Below are 16,780 nucleotides of genomic sequence, written 5' to 3'. Positions count from 1 at the left end.
TCAAAGACCCCCTTTAACTCTTCAACCTGTTCTTTTTACGATTCCGCCGGATTGCCGACTTCGCCCATGAACACGATCAATCCCGTGGTACGGTCGGTAACGGCGAAGAAAAAAGGACGGTTCAGCTTCAGTTCGAACGGAAGAGCGGATTCGGGCGAAGCCCCCTCTTCGACCGCGATGACCGTTACGGCCGCCGCTTCGGTCCCCTCCTCGTTCACTTCGACGAAAGTATCCTGCGATACCCGGCTGACGAATAAGTTCTCGCCGTCATCCGACAGCCCGCCCAATTCGGCCGTTCCCGGAATGAAAGCCGAAGGCATCCCGAGCGCGGCCAGCGCGTCGTTCAGCATCATCGAGTCTTGGAGCTTGAACTTCGGCAGCTCGACGCTTCCTCCCGTTTGGGCAAAGCGCGCGCTCCATAAGCCGAACTTCGGCAGATTCGTCTGCGCGAACTCGCGCAGCGTTACGCCTTCGTCGGGCAGGGCGAGGATCATGCCGAAATCGCCCTTCTCTCCGTAGGGCAGACGGACCGCGCGGAAACCGTCGCCGTCCAGATAGTCGTAACGCCCCGACTGCCGCATGGTCGGCACTTCGACCTTTTCGCCCTTTTCCGTGACAAACGGCCGATCCTGCGTCGCTTCGGGTTCGAACGGAACCGTCCATCCCCCTTTGAAATACATCGCGTTCATCAAAACCATCACGATCGTCGGATCGATCGGCGCCTCGATCACCCGCCGAATCTTTCCGTCCGTACTCTCCGACGCCCAGCGGTTCATCGTATCGGCCGCTTTGTCCGAAGAAAAGTCCAGAGCCTCCGTCTTTGCGCCGTAACTGCGTTCCATCTCTTGGGCAAAGTCTTCTTTCAAGCCAAAATCTTCTCGGGTCCAGATCGAATTCGCCACGGTCATCCGCACCGAAGGATCGGCCTGCTCCAGCAGGCTTCGGAGCACCCGCTGCTCTTCGGCAAGACGCTGCGGCCCGATTTCCTTCAAGCCGAGCACCTTGTCCATCTCTTGCGCCGTCTGCCCTTCGGCGCCCGCTCTCAGCATGGACAGCGCCATGCTCAAGCCCGCCGGCGACAGCATCCGATTCGCTCCGCCGTCGGTCTGCGCTTCGGCGGCCAGCCGCCCGTACAGATTCAACCCGAAACGGTTCGCCGCGCGGACCAGCTTCCGATCCGCATCTTCCGCCGCGTAAGACGAGACGGGAGCGGAGGATATCTGCGCTTCCCGGTCGACGCCGGCTTCCGCCGCGCAGCCCGCGAGACTTAACGTCAGCAGAGGCAGCAGGAGCCCCGGGTTGGCCCGCAGGCCCAAGCGCTTGCCCGCCTCCTTCATTGCCGCACCTCCTTGATCCGCCCCGGAATTGCCCCGAACGGCCGATCGGCGGCTCGGAGCAGGCGGCCTCTTACGTTTACGAACGCGGAAAGGGAACGAAATGTTGCTTGAAATGGAAAAAGAAAGACTTTCCGCACGCAAAAAAACCTTTTCCGCTCATATCGCGGAAAAGGTTTTTGCCGAACGTTCGGGTAGGGCGGAAAGCTCCCGTCCTGTAACGGACCGGCGTCGAAATCCGCGGGCGCGTGCCGCCAAGCGTTTTTTCAGACGCTTTCCGATTCCGAATTCTCCCGTCCCCGGACGCAGAGGCGCAGACGGGCGTCGCTCAGCACACGTTCGACCTCGGCCGCCGCGACCGGCTTGCCGATAAAGTCGTCCATGCCGCCCGCCAGGCACTGTTCGATATCTTCGGGTCGAACGAAAGCGCTGACGCCGACAATGAGCGGCGTTTGACCCGGCGGCAGATGAGTGCGAATCTTCGCAGCCACCTCGATTCCGTTCATATCCGGCATTTGAACGTCCATAAAAATCAGATCGTAGCCGCCGATCAGCGCCTGGCGAACGGCTTCGGCTCCGTTTTCGGCCGCGTCCGCCCTGCAGTCGAAACGGGCGAGCATCGCTTCCAGAACTTTGCGGTTCACCGGATGGTCTTCGACGATCAGAATACGCAGATTTTTGGGGTTCTCGGGCTGCGGCAAAGGCAAAGAGTTGTCCGCAGCCTCGGATCTCTCCTCCCGCATCGCGCCGTTCGCAAGCTTCGAAAAGCTCCGTCCTTCCTCATCCGGCAGCTGAAAGCGCAGCAGGAAAGAGAAAGTCGTCCCGTTCCCTTCCTCGCTCTCGACCGAAATGGTACCGCCCATCAGTTCGACCAGCTTCCGACTGATCGACAGTCCCAGCCCGGTACCGCCGTACTTGCGGTTCAAGATCGGATGCAGTTGGGAGAACGGTTGGAACAGCCGATGCCGCTTGTCTTCGGGGATGCCGATTCCGGTGTCGCTTACCGCGAATTCCAACCAAATTTCGTTCGGCTCGCGGAAGGCCTTGACCGCCACAGCCAGCTTCACGCTTCCCTGCTCGGTAAACTTGATCGCGTTGCCGACCAAATTGATCAAGACTTGACGCAGCCGCTCGCTGTCGGCAATTACCGTCGCCGGAAGCCGATGAAGGTTCTCTTCGGCGAGAAACTTAAGCGCCAGCCCTTTCTCCGCCGCGCGCGGCATGAACAGCTGGATTACGCCTTCCAGCATTTCGCGAAGCCCCATCGGCTGAGGCTCGATTTCCATGCGCCCCGCCTCGATCTTGCTGATATCCAGAATCTCGTTCAAGATTTTGAGAAGCGCATGGCTGCTTTCGTGAATGATTTCCACATACTGCCGCTGTTCCTCTTCCATGACGCTGTCGCGCAGCAGATCCGTCATGCCGATAATGCCGTTCATCGGCGTGCGCAGCTCGTGGCTGACGATCGACAGGAACTCCGATTTGGCGCGGTCCGCCCGCTCGGCCGACTCTTTGGCCCGAATAATCTCCTTCTCGCCGGTCACGTCGCGGAACACGAGCACCGCGCCCCGCCGTTCTCCGCGGTCGAGAATCGGCGTCACCTGGTAAGAAGCCAGGAAGCTTCCTCCGTCCTTGCGCCAAAATACGGCTTCCGACTGGGCATGCGCGTTTCCGGAATTCAGGGCGTCCAGCAGCTCCATGCCCCCTGTCTGGTACGACGTCTCCTGCGTCTGGGCCTGCCGCATCATTTCCGCGTAAGAACGGCCGACCGTCTCCCCGCCTTCGTAACCGAGCATGGCCGCCGCCGCCGGATTCGTGAACATGACCCGGCCGGCCGTGTCGAATCCGATAATGCCTTCGGACACCGTATTGAGCAGCAGCGAATGCTGATAGCTTAACGCTTCGATCTGGGAAACGTATTGTTTGCGTTCCGTGATATCCGTGATGATGGCGTATACGCCGGCTTGGTCCTTTTTGGAACCTACGGGCACATAAGCGATGCTGACATGTCTCAGGCGGCCGTCACGCCGGTAGAACGACGTCTCGAACACGCGAGATTCGCCGCTCCGCGCGGCACGGAAGTGCCCCCGGGAGATTACCGCATATTCCTTCGGCTGCAGCATCCCGACACGAAGCCGGAGCAGCTGCTCTTTCGTGTAACCGCTCATCGATTCCATGGCCGGATTCACGTCGACCAGCCGTCCCTTCATATCCAGGGAAAGGATGCCGGCGTTGTGGTTCATGAACAACGAACGGTAACGGCTTTCGCTGCTTCGCAGCTTCTCCTCGGTGCGCACGCGTTCGGTCACGTCCTGCATAATGCCGATGACCTGCAGAGGTTCGCCCGTCATGCTGTCCTTCGACACTTCCCAGATGCCGTAAATGGTCTTTTCCCTTCCTCCGCCCAACCGTATCCGGTAGGTCAGCTCCCCGGCGCGCCCGTACTTCACCGCTTCCGCGATCCGCGCGGTAACGGTCTCCCGGTCTTCCGGGTGGATCAAGTTGACGAAGGCCTCCGTTCCCTTCTCCCGAGGCTGCAGCGCATAATCGAAAATCTCCCGCATCTCTTTGGAAAAAGACAGATACTGCTGCGAAATATCCCAGTACCAGGAGCCGATGTTCGCCATTTTTTGCGCCTTGGTCAAAATCAAATCGTTCATTTTGCGTTCCGTCACGTCGCGCGCGATCACCAGCACACGGCTCACTTGCCCTTCGGAGTCGCGAATCAGGCGGAAGGACGTGTCGACCCAGCGCACGCTTCCGTTTTTGTGCATGACGCGCCGCTCGAATGTCCGGTCTTCCGCATACAACGTCCCTTCGATCCGCATCTTGGTAGCATCCCCGGAATGGTAAAAAGCGGTCCGGTTGCGCCCCAGCATCTCCTCCGGCTTGTAGCCCAGCGTTCGCTCCACGGAAGGCGAGACGTACAGCAGCGTGCCGTCCGGTTTGCTGAACGAAATCATGTCGGGAGTGTTCTGCGTAATCAGTTTGTAAATTTCCCGGGTCTGTTCATGCGGATCGTCCGCCTCGCTCCGGCGGTTCGACACGTCTTCCAGATAAATAACAATATGCGGTTCTTCCTCTTCGCCGGCCAGCTCGCCTTCCGCCGACACCCATACGGATTTCCCATCGCGTCCGGCAAGCCGGATTTCTATAGGCCCGAACGAACGCGGAGCCTGAATCCATTGGGAAAACGACTCGAAGAAATCAGGAATTCCGTCCCCCTCCGTACGAAGCAGGTCTCGGTACCCTCTGCCCAAAAATCTGTCATGCTCCCAGCCGAAAATTCGGCTCATGGCCGGATTGGCTCCGATGCATAAGCCGTCCATTCCAAGAATAAGGACACCGGTCGGTATTTTATTGTATATGCGCGCGTATACGGACGCATCCGGGATATAAGGCGAAGTCAAGTTCAGTTCTCCTTTAAAAAACGCTTCTTTCGTGCTCGTTCATACGCTTTTTACGTTTTTTTGACATGCTGGTGCAGAATTTCCGCTTCCTTGCTTGCCGCAAGCCTATTTCTGTCATTTACCCAAAGCCGCGCCTTTTCTATCGCATCGAAACGCGCAAACGTCAAATTTCGCCGCCTGGCGGCCTTTTTGTCGTATCGTCTCGATTATAGTATAGCATGGCAGCACGGCATGGAAGCCGCCGCTTGTTCGGCTCGATCATAACGGATCCGAACCTGCTTAATCATCGAAAATTGTCGAAATTATAGTTTTGTAATGTAAACTCTATGCAAATTCGGTATATTGAATAAAGAGAAACGAGGATGAGCGTTTATCGACTTTCGGTCAGGCCGAAAAGTTGTCCATCCAGAAGGAGGAGCCCGTGAAACGAATAAAACCTTCCGTTCCCGCCAAGCCGCCGGCAGCATCCGCTCCGAGCGGAACGCCGAGCGAAGAGCGAATTTCGAATCTGCCGCTCCAGTTCGTTCCGCCGCTGCTGCTCGAAATGAACGAATCCGCCAAACGAAGGATGGCGCAAAAATTGAAATTCCCGTTTGCCCGCCGCGGATCGCACAAATGGCCCGAAGCGCTGTTTGCCAAGTCGATGCGGGATTTGTGCGCCCATGCCAAAAGCAGCCGGGAACTGCGCCGCAGCCTCGCCTCCGCCCTATCGACGGAAGTCCGGCCGCTGCTTGAGTCTTCGGATCCCGTCTTCGCCCCCGACCTTTTCGACGGCGATCCCGAGCCATGGATCGTCCGCTTCGGCAAATGGCACGTTTATTGGGCGTTTTACTTCCGCGATCCTTCCCCGGACGAAGAGCGCGACGCGGAAGCCGACGCGCGCCGGCTGGCCCGGCTGGCCGACAGCGAAACGCCCGGACGCGCGGACGCTTCTTCGGACGCCGATTCGGGCCGCCAAGCGCAGAAGCCGACGATATCGGAAGCCCGGAACGAAGCGGCCGAACAGCGCCGCATCGAGAAGCTGAACCGGAGGATCGAAGCGCTGGAAGAGCGCTGCCGGCGTGAGGAAGACCGGGCGCGCCGTCTGGAGAAAGAAGCGGCGGACGCCCGCCGCGAAACGCTGCGGCTCGAAGAACGCGCCCTGCGCGCAGAAGGCGAATTGGAAACCGAACGCAGGACGAACGTCCTGCTCGCCGAAGAACGCGAAGCGGCCGCGGGAAGACTGGCGGAAGCGAAGCGGCAGCACAAGCTGGAGCGAAGCCGCTTCGAAAGCGAGCTTAACGAAGCGAGGCTGCGCCTGGAAGAAGCGCAAGCGCGCTTCCTTTCGGAACGGCGGCATGAATCGGCCGAAGCGCCGGACGGGAACGCGCATCATCCCGGGCCGCCGGATTCCGCTCCGCAGACCGCCTCGCAGATCCTGGCTGCCGAAGCGCCGGAAGACCTTATCCGCCGCTTCGAGGCGCTGCTGCGGCGCGAGCTCCGCGAGACGGGCTCGGCTCTGCCCGGCGGACAGGAGCCGGGCGATTTGGAGGCGAGAACGCATCTGCGCCGCGCGCTCGATCTGCTGGACGCGATCGACGCCTATGCGGCGGGACGCCGCCTGCTGGGCGGACCGGCAGTCCCGACGGGCGAGGAGCAGGCCGCCGAAACGCCCCCGGGCGGCGGAGCCGGAACGTTTCCTTCCGAAAGCGCGACGCTTCAGGACGCCGAGAAGCGCCCGGAGACGCTTAAGCGTCTCCCGCACGGCATGGAAGCGGCGCCGGAAGAGGCCGAGGACGGAAACCTCGCTGACGAAGAACCCGGACAGGGCGGAACGTTCTACCGCCGCGATCACGGCGGATATATCGTGCTGGACAGCGGAGAAACGTTCAATATTACCGAGTCGATGGTATACAAGCTGCAGCTGCAGCACGAAGCCGAAGTTCGCTGCCTGCCGCGCGAGGACGGACAGAACGGCGTACAGTACGAGATCGAGCTGCTGCTTCAGGGAGACGACACGTTTTCCCCGGTCCGGCAGTACAACGGTTACGTCGAACAAGACGAACAAGGAATATGGCACGCGGTCGATATGAACGACGCGGAGCGCCGCTATCCGATCCATGTCAAAGATCTGGATATTCAGCGCCCCGCCGACGGAGCGCCCTGCATCTTCAACGTCGGCGAAGAAGACGCGGTCGCCAGGCTTGCACGGGTTTACCGCGACTTCTCGGATCCGGGTTCGCCTCCCCGCCGCGACCCGGCGGTCGCTCGGACGTCTTCTTCCCCGTCGTCCAAGCCGAAGCGCGAGACGCGCAAGAGCAAGCCGGAACCTTTCCTGAAAGGATGCACGGTCGTCGTGCTCGGCGGACAGCGCAAGTGGTTTGAAGACGTGGTCGTCGAAAGCGGGGCCGTCTACGTGCACGAAAACGGCGAAAGACCCGATCTTGTCGCCGCCGAGCTGCGGCGCGCGCAAGCGCTGTTCCTGCTGATTACTTCCACGTCGCACCGGGCTTCGTGGGAAGGCGTGGAGCTTGCCAAGGCCGCCGACATCCCCTATTTCATCATCCAGGGTTCCAAATCCAACCTGCGCAGCATGCTCTGGGAAAACCGCGACGCAATCGCTGCCGCCAACCGCGGCGGAAACGATTGATCCTCGCCTTTTCTCCCGTTCGAAAAAGCCCCGATCTTTACGGAGTAACCGTAGAGATCGGGGCTTTTCGTCAGGGTTCGCGTTCCGTTCAGCGCCGGAGCATTCCCACCACCGCGTCGAGGCCGCCGTCTTCGCCGCCGTCCGGAGGCAGCACTTCGACGCGGACGCGGGTCGGCACGCAGACGATCTGCTGATGCGGCCGAGAGATAAACCCCATATCGAGAGCAATCCGCTTGGGCGCGTCGGAATACGTCATCCGAATTCCGCGGTCGTAAGCTTTGAGCGTATTGTGGCCGAATTCCGTCCGAATGTCGATCACCCGTTCTTCGCCGTCCAGCGGCACTCTCTCATATTCTTGGCCGTTCACGGTAATGACCGCGATCAGCATATCCGCGTCGGCGGCGATTTGCGCCTCTCGCCATTTCTGCCAGCCCAGTACCGTACAGGCCAGTATCAAGGCAGCGGCGATCAGCAGCAGGTCGCCGCGCTTGATCAGCCGCTTCCGTCCTTGCTTTCCCGGCTGCTCGTGGTTCATGCCCGCTCCTTGGACACGGCGGGAGCCGGCGCGTACTCTTCGTACGACAGCCCGATATGCGCGCGGCCGAGCGGCTTGCGGTCGATGATCGCTTTGCGCTTCGCCTTCAGCACGATCTGTTCGATATCGGCGAAGCTGCATCCGCCGAGCAGCCGGCACGCTTCGGCTTGCGCCTCTTCCTCGCAGCCGAAGTCCCCGATCAGCAGCCGGATATAGTCGCGCCGCTCCTTCTCGTCCGGCAGGCGATACGTCATTCGCGTATCGAAACGACGCCAGATCGCCGGATCGAGTTCCGTTTCCAGATTCGTGGCCGCCATGAAAATGCTTCCGTCGCCGAATTCGTCCAAGCACTGGAGCAGCGTATTGACCGCGCGCGCCATCTCCTTCACTTCGTCGCCGCTTTCGCGGGTCCGGGCCACGGCATCGAATTCGTCCAAAAACAGCACGCAGGGCACGGCCTTGGCGTAATCGAAAATTTTGCGGATGTTGCTGCCCGTCTCGCCGAGATGACTGTGAATAAGAGAGTCGAGCCGAACGACGATCAGCGGAATTCCCAGCGAGGCGGCGACGTGAAACGCGGTCAGCGTCTTGCCCGTCCCCGGCGGTCCGTACATCACTACCTTGTTCGGAATCGGAACGCCGTGCCGGTCGAATTCCTCCTTCATGTCCAAAATGGTCATAAACTCTTCCACGATCCTCCGGTTGCGCTCCGGCAGCACCAGATACTTCACTTTGCGCATGCAGTCTTTTGCCTCATATACCGTCGCCATGTCGGTTCCTTTGGAACGGGGCAGACGCGCGGCCGTTGCCGATTTTCCCATTGTTGCCGTAAACTCCTCTCGCCGTATCGCTATCAGCAGCCTTCGCAGGCTTTGTTTAATAGTAATTATTACTATTAAACGACGGATCATCGGATCTGTCAAACCTTTGCGCGAAAATGCGAGGGCCCGGCGGATTCTCGGCGCGCCGAAAAGAACCGTCCGCGCCGCGGCGCGCGTCGGTTCTTTTTGCAGGCGAATCAGGCCCGGTAAGCGACCTCTCCGTTTACGACCGTCATCAGCGCCCTTGCCCCGAGCATGTTTTCCGGATCGCCGGAAAGGTCGCGGTCCAGGACGGTAAAATCGGCTGCGCGCCCTTCGGCGATGCTCCCCCGCTCATGGCTTTCGGCCGCGGCCAGCGCGCTGCCCTCCGTGAACAGCCGGACCGCTTCCTCCGTGCTCAGCCGCTCGTCCGGCAGATAGCCGTCGCGCGGATTCGGGGAATCCGGTCTGCGCCGGGTAACCGCCGCGTGCAGGCCCAGCAGCGGATTCAGCGGCTCGATCGGCGCGTCGCTGCCGCCGGCGCAGACGATGCCGGCTGAGATCAGTTTCTTCCAGGCATACAGATATTCCGTGCGCGACGGTCCGACCCGCTCCATCACCCACGGAAAATCGCTCGGCACGAAGCGCGGCTGGATGTCCGCAATCATCTGCAGACGCCCCATCCGCCGCACCAGCTTCTCGTCCAGCACCTGCGCATGAATGAAGCGATCCGGCAGCTCGCTCACTCCCTGCAGCGGATACGCCTCCATGGCGGACAGCGTCATATCGGCCGCCCCGTCGCCGATCGCGTGGACCGCGATCGGAAAGCCGAGGGAGCGCGCCCGCGACGTGATGGCTTTCAGCCGATCAAGCGGATGAATGGCCATGCCTTTCGTCTCCGGCGCGTCGCTGTAAGGCGCGTTCAACAGAGCGGTCCGGCCGCCTATCGCGCCGTCGGAGAAGATCTTCGCCGCGCCGATGCGCAGCCACTCGTCGCCGTCGCCGGCTTTGAGCCCCAACCGCTCGGCTTCGTCCAGAAACGTATGGAAAACCAATTGATGCGAACGGAAACGCAGACCCTCTTCTCGCAGCTCGCGATGAATGCGCAGCATCGTCTCCAGACTGCCGAGGTAACGTAAATCCTCCGTATGGGCCGCCGTCAGCCCGAGCGAAAGCGCATGGCGGCACGCGCGGCGGATTGCCTCTTTTTTCGTCTCGTAATCCGGTTCCGGCTGCACGATTTCCAGCATCTTCGACGCTTCTTCGTAGACCCAGCCGTTCAGCCCGCCCGACGCGTCCCGTCCGAAAGCTCCCGATTCGGGGTCCGGCGTATTGGCCGTGACGCCCGCGCGGCGGAACGCTTCGCTGTTGGCGAGAAACGCATGGAAGCAGGTTCTCGTCAGGTAGGCCGGACGATCTCCCGCCGCTTCGTCCAATTCGTCGATCAGCGGAGGAAGGGCCGGACTGAATGCATTTTCGTTCCAGTTCAGTCCCAAGATCCATTCTCCCGCAGGCGTCCGCTCCGCCCGTTCGCGGATCAGGCGCAGCATGTCTTCTTTCGACGTCACGTCCGAGAAATCGAGCGCGGCCAGCTTGACTCCCTGCATGCCCAGATGCATATGCGAATCGACCAATCCGGGCAGCACATATGCGCCGTCCCAATCGGCCGTTTCGTAGTCCCGGCCTGTCAGTTGAAGCTCCAACTCGCGCGAAGCGCCGATCGCCGCAATCTTTCCGTCTTCCGCATATACGGCATCCGGACCGCGGTCCGAAGCCCCGAGGCCGATCCGGCCGTTTTTGAATAAAATTCCCCTGCCTGCCGCCATTCGCTTCATTCTCCTTTGTCTCTCTCGATTCGTCGGGTCCGGATTCGACGTCGGTCCCTTCGCACATTTTACCATACTAAAGCGGCGGAAACAGCTTGCGGATCGGCGAATCCGGAAGGGCAGACGTTTTCCCCGGCATTTACAAATTCCGGCGTTCCTGTTAATACCGGCGTCACATTGAATCTTTACAATGGCAAGAGTTTGCCCGGAATTTTCCGGTGCCGAAATTCTGTCTTTTACATAAAATTCACGACAAAGGAGTGTTCCCCATGAGTATGAAACAACGCAAGCGATCAGGCAAGAAAAGGCTCCTCCGGCTTCTGTTGACCGCCTCCGCCGTTTCCCTGGCTTCCGGAATGCTCACGCTGCAGCCCGGCGAACTTCGCGCCGCCGCAGCCGACTCGCCGCTGCAGCTGCGAAGCGCCGCCGAGAACATGCAGAGCGAAATCAAATGGAATCCGGATACGGGGAGCGTCACCGTCCGGGGAGACGGGCTAAGCGCGGCATTTACGCTCGGTTCGACTTCAATGACGGTGAACGGCCGGAGCGTCGCGCTGGACCAAGCCCCCTATGCGCGTAACGGACGCGTGTACGTTCCGCAGGCTGCGCTGAACGCGCTGCACGAGGCTTCCGCCGCCGCTCAAAACCGAACCGGGTTCGGGCTCGCCTCCTCTTTCCGTATGCCTTCCGGCAAAGCGGAAATCATTTCGTCCACGCCTGACGGACAACGCCTGATCGTCACCGAAGCGGATGCGGGTAGCGTAAGCGTGCTTGACATTTCCGACACAAGCCGGCCTTCGCTGCTGAAGACGATCTCTTTCCGTGCGCTCTCCGACAAAGCCGAAGTGACCAGCGTCGCCGCCATGCCGGACGGCAAATACGCGCTGGCCGTCATCCGCACCGGAGATACGATGCGCCTTCCGAATCCGGGCATCCTCGCCGTCGTCGATCTGGACAATTACAAGATCGCCAAGACGTATCCGCTCGGCATCGGGCCCGATTCCGTCGCGGTGTCGAAAGACGGTCGCTTCGCCGTCATCGCGATCGAAGACGAAGAACTCGATCCGGATACGGACGAATTCGACTACCCGAACGCCAAACGTCCCGGAAGCATCGCCGTGGTCGAATTCGAAGGCGGCGACGCGCTGAAGGGGACGCTGACCGACCTTTCGGTCAACTTGAGCGGCGTGGAAGGCGCGATCTATCCGCACGAACCGCAGCCCGAATATGTCGCCATCAACGACGAAGGCACGACCGCGGCCGTCACCCTTCAAGAAAACAACGCGATCGCGCTGGTCGACCTGGCCGCGAAAAAAGTTTCCCGCGTCTTCGCGCTCGGCACGACCGAGCACGCCGCCGATCTGAAGGAAGACGGAATCGTCTCGTTTACGGATACGATGAAGGGAAGGTTCGAACCGGACGGCATCGCTTTCTCCCCGGACGGACGTTACTTGATTACGGCCAACGAAGGCGACCTCGGCAAAAACGAATTCGACGACGGCGTCAAGGCGGGCGGACGCAGTATCGCCGTATGGGATCTGGAAGGCCGCCTCGTCTACGACAGCCTGAACTTGATCGACACTGCCGCGGCCAAAGCCGGCATCTACCCGGACGGCCGCAGCCCCAATAAAGGCAGCGAAGTGGAAAACCTGACCGTGTCCACTGTACGAGGACAGACCTTGTTGGTCGCAGCGGCCGAGCGAGCGAACGCCATCCTGTTCTTCGATCTGAACGATGCGGCCAACCCGGCTTATCTGGGCCTGATCCGAACGGCCGGCGAATCGCCGGAAGGAATTCACCGCGTAAGCGGGCGCGATCTTTTCGTCAGCGCGGACGAAGGGACGGGCACGATCAGCTTCTACACGCCGCGGAGCTAAAGCGGCCGGCCGAAGTGTCCGAAGCGCCGGGCCCCGCCTCGAATCGATCGCGGATTCCGGCGCAGCCTCGGATGCCGGCCGCGCGCAAAAAGCCGCCGGGAAAGTCCCGGCAGCCGTTCCCGCGTTCCGATCGCTTTCGGAACGCGGGATTTTCGTGTCTGGGGCGCGACCCCCGAATTCGGACTCGCGCCGCGCTTTAAAGATCGGCGAGTCCGTAGACCTGCTTCTCCAGCTTCTTCTTTTCCTGTTCCAGCGTCTTGCGTGCCTGCTCCGCGCGGCGAAGCTCTTCGCGATAATCGGCCTGCAGCTTCTCCAGCCTTCCGATCTCGGCATCGAGATGGCCGATCCGCTCCCGTTCGGCCGCAACGACGTAGCGTTCGCCCTGTCCCCACTCGCCGTCGGTATGCAGCGCTTCATCGGCCATCCGCTCCAGCAGCCGATCCTGCTTGCGGCGCAGGTCCAGCAGGGTAACGCTCGACGCGGCGTAATTTATCGTATACTTGACGAGGCCCGCGAGTCCCTGCCTCCGCTCCTGACGGGAAGCTTCGGCGTCGGCGATCCGGTTCCGATTATCGGCGTATTCCTCCAGCAGCCGGTCGAACGAGTCGGAAATCGGCGGAAGCTGCATGCTGCTCACCCGCAGTTTGTTCACGAGCGACTCGCGGATTTCGGCAATGCGCTCTTCCGATCCGACTCTCTCGGATCTGGCGGATTCAAGCTGCTGCGCGCAGCTGGCCGATTCGCGCTTATAATAATCGATCCTCGAATCTTCTTCCCCGATATCCGCCTTCACCGCCCCGTGCGCCTCCGCGCGCGAACGCCACAGCGACAGCAGCGGCTCGTAGTCCGCCTGGGTCTCGTCTTCGGAGACGAGCTCCGGCAGCAGCAGCTGCGTCAGCAGCAGCGGCAGCCGGCGGCGCTGCGGATTCAAGCCGCGCAGCGACAGCTGCGCCGCCTTCGCGCCGCCGGGCAGCACCGACAGGAATACGGGGCTGCCCGAGACGGCCAGAAAAGCGATACGCCGACCGTACAATTCGCCCGTTGTGCCCGTGCCGAGCAGCCCTTCCGCCGATGCCAGCAGCGTCATCGCCGTCTCGTAATAGGCGAAGCCCTGCTGCCGCTCCAATGCCGCGAGCAGCAGACGCTCGCCGCTCGGCCGCGCCGGCGCGGCAGGCTCGCCGGCAGGTTCGCTTCCTTCCGCCGCTTCCCCCGCGGCATCTTCGGCTTCGAGAGGGACGAACGTTCCGTCCTCTCCTTCCCGAGCTTCGGGTCCGGCTTTATCCAGACGGATCCCCCCGGAGGATGCGCCTTCGCTTGCATTCGGAAGAACGTCCGCGGCGGAATCCCACGTCTCCGGCATATCGGGCAGCAGCGCGCCGACCCTGAGCATATATTCGTCCCATTCCGGCTGCGGAGCCGCATCGAGCAGCCGACCCAAAGCCTGCACCAGCGAGGCGATCTGATAGTCGATCAGCGTTTCCAGCTCGCTCGCGTCCGTTCGTCCTTCCCGGTACGCGTAATAAGCGCGGTCTTCCTCGGCCGCTCCCAGCTCGATCTGTTCGACGATCCCTCCCGCGTATTCTTCCAGTTCGGCGGCCGTGGTCAGCGGAGCGCCGACCAGGCGGGCCCGCTTGGCGAGTTCCAGCAGAATGGCAAGCCTTAATTCGTTGTCGTTCCAATCGCGATAGGCAGCCGCCTTTTCCTCCAGCTGTCTGGCGAACCGTTCCGGTTCGCGTCTGATCCAATCCCGAATTTTGGATACGAGCAGCTCCTGAACGGCCGTATCGCAGCACAGCACGTAAACCAATCTCAACTCATCGCCGCCCAGCTTGCAGAGAGCCTGGGAAAAAGTATGTCCGTACATGGCCAACACCCCTTTTTTGCCGAATATCTTCGTAAAGTTATCATAACCTCCCGCACGGCCTTCGTTCAAATCCGGCCTATCCGTTTCCGTTTTCGGCTTGACCTTTTCCGTTTTGCCCTCTATAATCCAGAAACAACGAAACATTCGGCTTTGACCGGAGACAATATTCCCCGCGCGCACCGTCCAGAGAGAGAAGCGACTGCTGAGAGCTTCTTCGGAAAGCGGCCCGGAATTACCCCTTCGCAGCCGCGGATGCGAACGCCGCGCCCGATGCTTCCCCTGAGTGGGGGAGCACGGCGGCCGGTAGCCTCCGCCGCCTGATCCCCGTTAACGGATTCCAAGTAAGGGTCACGGCGTTTGCCGGAGCGATTTCGCTGCGGAGCCGGGACCGAATGAGGGTGGAACCACGAGCCGAGCGCACTCGTCCCTTTCCGGGAGAGTGCGCTTTTTGCGTTTCCCGGAAGATCGTCTGCGCTCGCCATCCCATTATACTTGGAGGAATGAAGCATGTACCCATTGTCCGATTCCCGATTCCAACCCGACTCCCGTCCGAACGATCACGGACTTCCGGAGATCACGCTCTCGGACGGAAGCGTGCGACGCGTCCGTCCGGGCACGTCCGTGCTCGAGATCGCCCGCTCCGTCGGCACTTCGCTCGGCAAAAACGCCGTCGCCGCACGCTTGAACGGCCGGCTGGTCGATCTGAGCGAGACCGTGCACGAGAACGCTTCGCTCGATGTCCTGCTGCCTGGCGACGAAGACAGCCTGCCCATCTACCGGCTGAGCGCCGCCCATCTGCTGGCCCAGGCCGTCAAAAGACTGTACGGCGCGGAGGCGGTCAAACTCGGCATCGGTCTTTCGACGAAAGACGGATTCTATTACGATTTCGAGCTGCCGCGCGCGCTGTCGGCCGACGACCTGCCCGCGATCGAACGCGAAATGCGGCGGATCGCCGAAGAAAACCTGCCGATCCGCCGCAGGATCGCCCTACGCGAAGAAGCCCTCTCCTTTTTCCGGGAACGCGGCGAACGCTACAAGATCGAAATGATCGAAGACGCGCCGGAAGGAGAATCTTTTTCCTTCTACGAGCAGGGCGAGTTCACGGATCTCGACCGAGGGCCGCATCTGCCGTCGACGGGCCGGCTCAAAGCCTTCAAGCTGCTGAGCGTCGCAGGCGCGTACTGGCGGGGCGATTCGGACCGGGCCGTGCTTCAGCGGATCTACGGCGCCGCTTTTCCTCGGAAGGAACAGCTGGACGAACACCTGCTTCTGCTGGAAGAGGCGAAGAAGCGCGATCACCGCAAGCTGGGACGCGAGCTGAAGCTGTTCATGTTTTCCGACGAAGCGCCGGGCATGCCTTTTTATCTGCCCGGCGGCATGACGCTGCGCACGGAGCTCGAGAACTTCTCGCGGGGCATGCAGCTGGCGCACGGCTACGACGAGGTGCGTTCGCCGTTCATGATGAACCGCCGCCTGTGGGAAGAATCCGGCCACTGGGACCATTACAAAGATAACATGTACTTTTCCGAGGTGGACGACGAAGCTTTCGCGCTCAAGCCGATGAACTGCCCGGGCCATATGCTGATGTACAAAAACGAGCTGCGCTCCTACCGCGATCTGCCGATCCGGATGATGGAATTCGGCCAGGTGCACCGCCACGAATATTCCGGCGCGCTGAGCGGTCTCATGCGGGTGCGGACGTTCTGCCAGGACGACGCCCATCTGTTCGTGCTGCCGCGCCAGATCGAGGACGAAATCGGCAAAGTCATGGATCTGATCGACCGGATGTACCGGGTGTTCGGCTTCGAATACCGGATCGAGCTGTCCACGCGGCCCGAAGATTCCATGGGTTCGGAAGAGCTGTGGGACGAAGCCGAACGTTCGCTGCGCAGCGTGCTGGAAAAACGCGGCGTCAAGTACCGGCTGAACGAAGGCGACGGCGCCTTCTACGGCCCGAAGATCGACTATCACGTGCTGGACGCGCTGGGACGGAGCTGGCAGTGCGGCACGATCCAACTGGACTTCCAGATGCCGGAGAAGTTCGATCTGACGTACATCGGCGAAGACGGAGCCAAACACCGTCCGGTCGTCATTCACCGCGCGATTTACGGATCGATCGACCGCTTTATCGGCATTCTGATCGAGCATTACGCGGGCGCGTTTCCGCTGTGGCTGTCCCCGACGCAGGTGCGGGTGCTGCCCGTGAGCGCGCATTACGACGATTACGCGTTCGAGGTCCGTAAAAAGCTGCGCGACGCCGGCCTTCGGGCCGAAGCGGACGTCAGCGGCAATAAGCTCGGCTACAAGATGCGCGCGGCCCAGCAGGACAAAATTCCGTATATTTTCGTCGTCGGGGAAAAAGAACGGGAATCCGGCAGCGTGAACGTGCGTCGTTACGACGACGAAGCTCAGACGATGACGGCGGCGGACGACGCGATCGCTGCGCTGCTGAAGGAAATCGAAGCGCGTCGCTGACCCCCTCCTTTCGCCTTTGCGGCGCGAAAA

General features: G+C 61.1%; 9 protein-coding genes. 3 read left to right on the top strand and 6 right to left on the bottom strand.

Annotated features, from left to right (window positions below):
• Positions 1-35: 35 nt before the first annotated feature.
• Positions 36-1,337: a serpin family protein gene (locus GYN08_RS02240; protein WP_166272089.1), complete on the bottom strand. Its 1,302-nt coding sequence runs from the start codon at positions 1,335-1,337 to the stop codon at positions 36-38.
• 263 nt (positions 1,338-1,600) lie between these two features.
• A complete protein-coding gene (locus tag GYN08_RS02235; protein WP_166272087.1) occupies positions 1,601-4,744 on the bottom strand; it encodes a PAS domain S-box protein in 3,144 nt (1,047 codons plus the stop codon).
• A 421-nt stretch (positions 4,745-5,165) separates the two neighbouring features.
• On the opposite strand from GYN08_RS02235, the gene GYN08_RS02230 reads away from it, so the two are divergent.
• Positions 5,166-7,373 carry a hypothetical protein gene (locus tag GYN08_RS02230; protein ID WP_166272085.1) on the top strand — a complete coding sequence of 736 codons (2,208 nt, stop codon included), beginning with the start codon at positions 5,166-5,168 and terminating at the stop codon, positions 7,371-7,373.
• An 88-nt stretch (positions 7,374-7,461) separates the two neighbouring features.
• Here the strand turns inward: GYN08_RS02230 and GYN08_RS02225 are convergent, their stop codons facing one another.
• From GYN08_RS02225 to GYN08_RS02215, 3 genes are all read right to left on the bottom strand, one after another.
• Positions 7,462-7,908, bottom strand: a complete 447-nt coding sequence (locus tag GYN08_RS02225) for a NusG domain II-containing protein (protein ID WP_166272083.1) — start codon at positions 7,906-7,908, stop codon at positions 7,462-7,464.
• The gene (locus GYN08_RS02220; protein WP_166272081.1) at positions 7,905-8,729 is read right to left on the bottom strand and encodes an AAA family ATPase; all 825 of its coding nucleotides are present in this window, start codon (positions 8,727-8,729) and stop codon (positions 7,905-7,907) included. The genes GYN08_RS02225 and GYN08_RS02220 overlap by 4 nt, the downstream gene beginning before the upstream one ends.
• Before the next feature lie 197 nt (positions 8,730-8,926).
• Positions 8,927-10,534 carry an amidohydrolase gene (locus tag GYN08_RS02215; protein WP_166272079.1) on the bottom strand — a complete coding sequence of 536 codons (1,608 nt, stop codon included), beginning with the start codon at positions 10,532-10,534 and terminating at the stop codon, positions 8,927-8,929.
• A 269-nt stretch (positions 10,535-10,803) separates the two neighbouring features.
• Here GYN08_RS02215 and GYN08_RS02210 point away from each other — a divergent pair, with 269 nt between their 5' ends.
• Complete coding sequence (locus tag GYN08_RS02210) at positions 10,804-12,411, top strand: choice-of-anchor I domain-containing protein (protein WP_166272077.1); 1,608 nt, start codon at positions 10,804-10,806, stop codon at positions 12,409-12,411.
• Positions 12,412-12,607: 196 nt separating this feature from the next.
• Here GYN08_RS02210 and GYN08_RS02205 read toward each other — a convergent pair whose 3' ends face one another.
• Positions 12,608-14,275, bottom strand: a complete 1,668-nt coding sequence (locus GYN08_RS02205) for a hypothetical protein (RefSeq protein WP_166272075.1) — start codon at positions 14,273-14,275, stop codon at positions 12,608-12,610.
• Between the two features lie 507 nt (positions 14,276-14,782).
• Between GYN08_RS02205 and thrS the strand changes: the two genes are divergently transcribed.
• On the top strand, positions 14,783-16,750 hold the full coding sequence (gene thrS / locus GYN08_RS02200) for a threonine--tRNA ligase (RefSeq protein ID WP_166272073.1): 1,968 nt from the start codon (positions 14,783-14,785) through the stop codon (positions 16,748-16,750).
• Positions 16,751-16,780: the final 30 nt, after the last annotated feature.

The sequence above is a fragment of the Saccharibacillus alkalitolerans genome (genome assembly GCF_011090185.1).
Lineage (GTDB): Bacteria > Bacillota > Bacilli > Paenibacillales > Paenibacillaceae > Saccharibacillus > Saccharibacillus alkalitolerans.
Note: the sequence above shows the minus strand (reverse complement) of the source record. Positions and strands in the feature narration are given on the sequence as shown.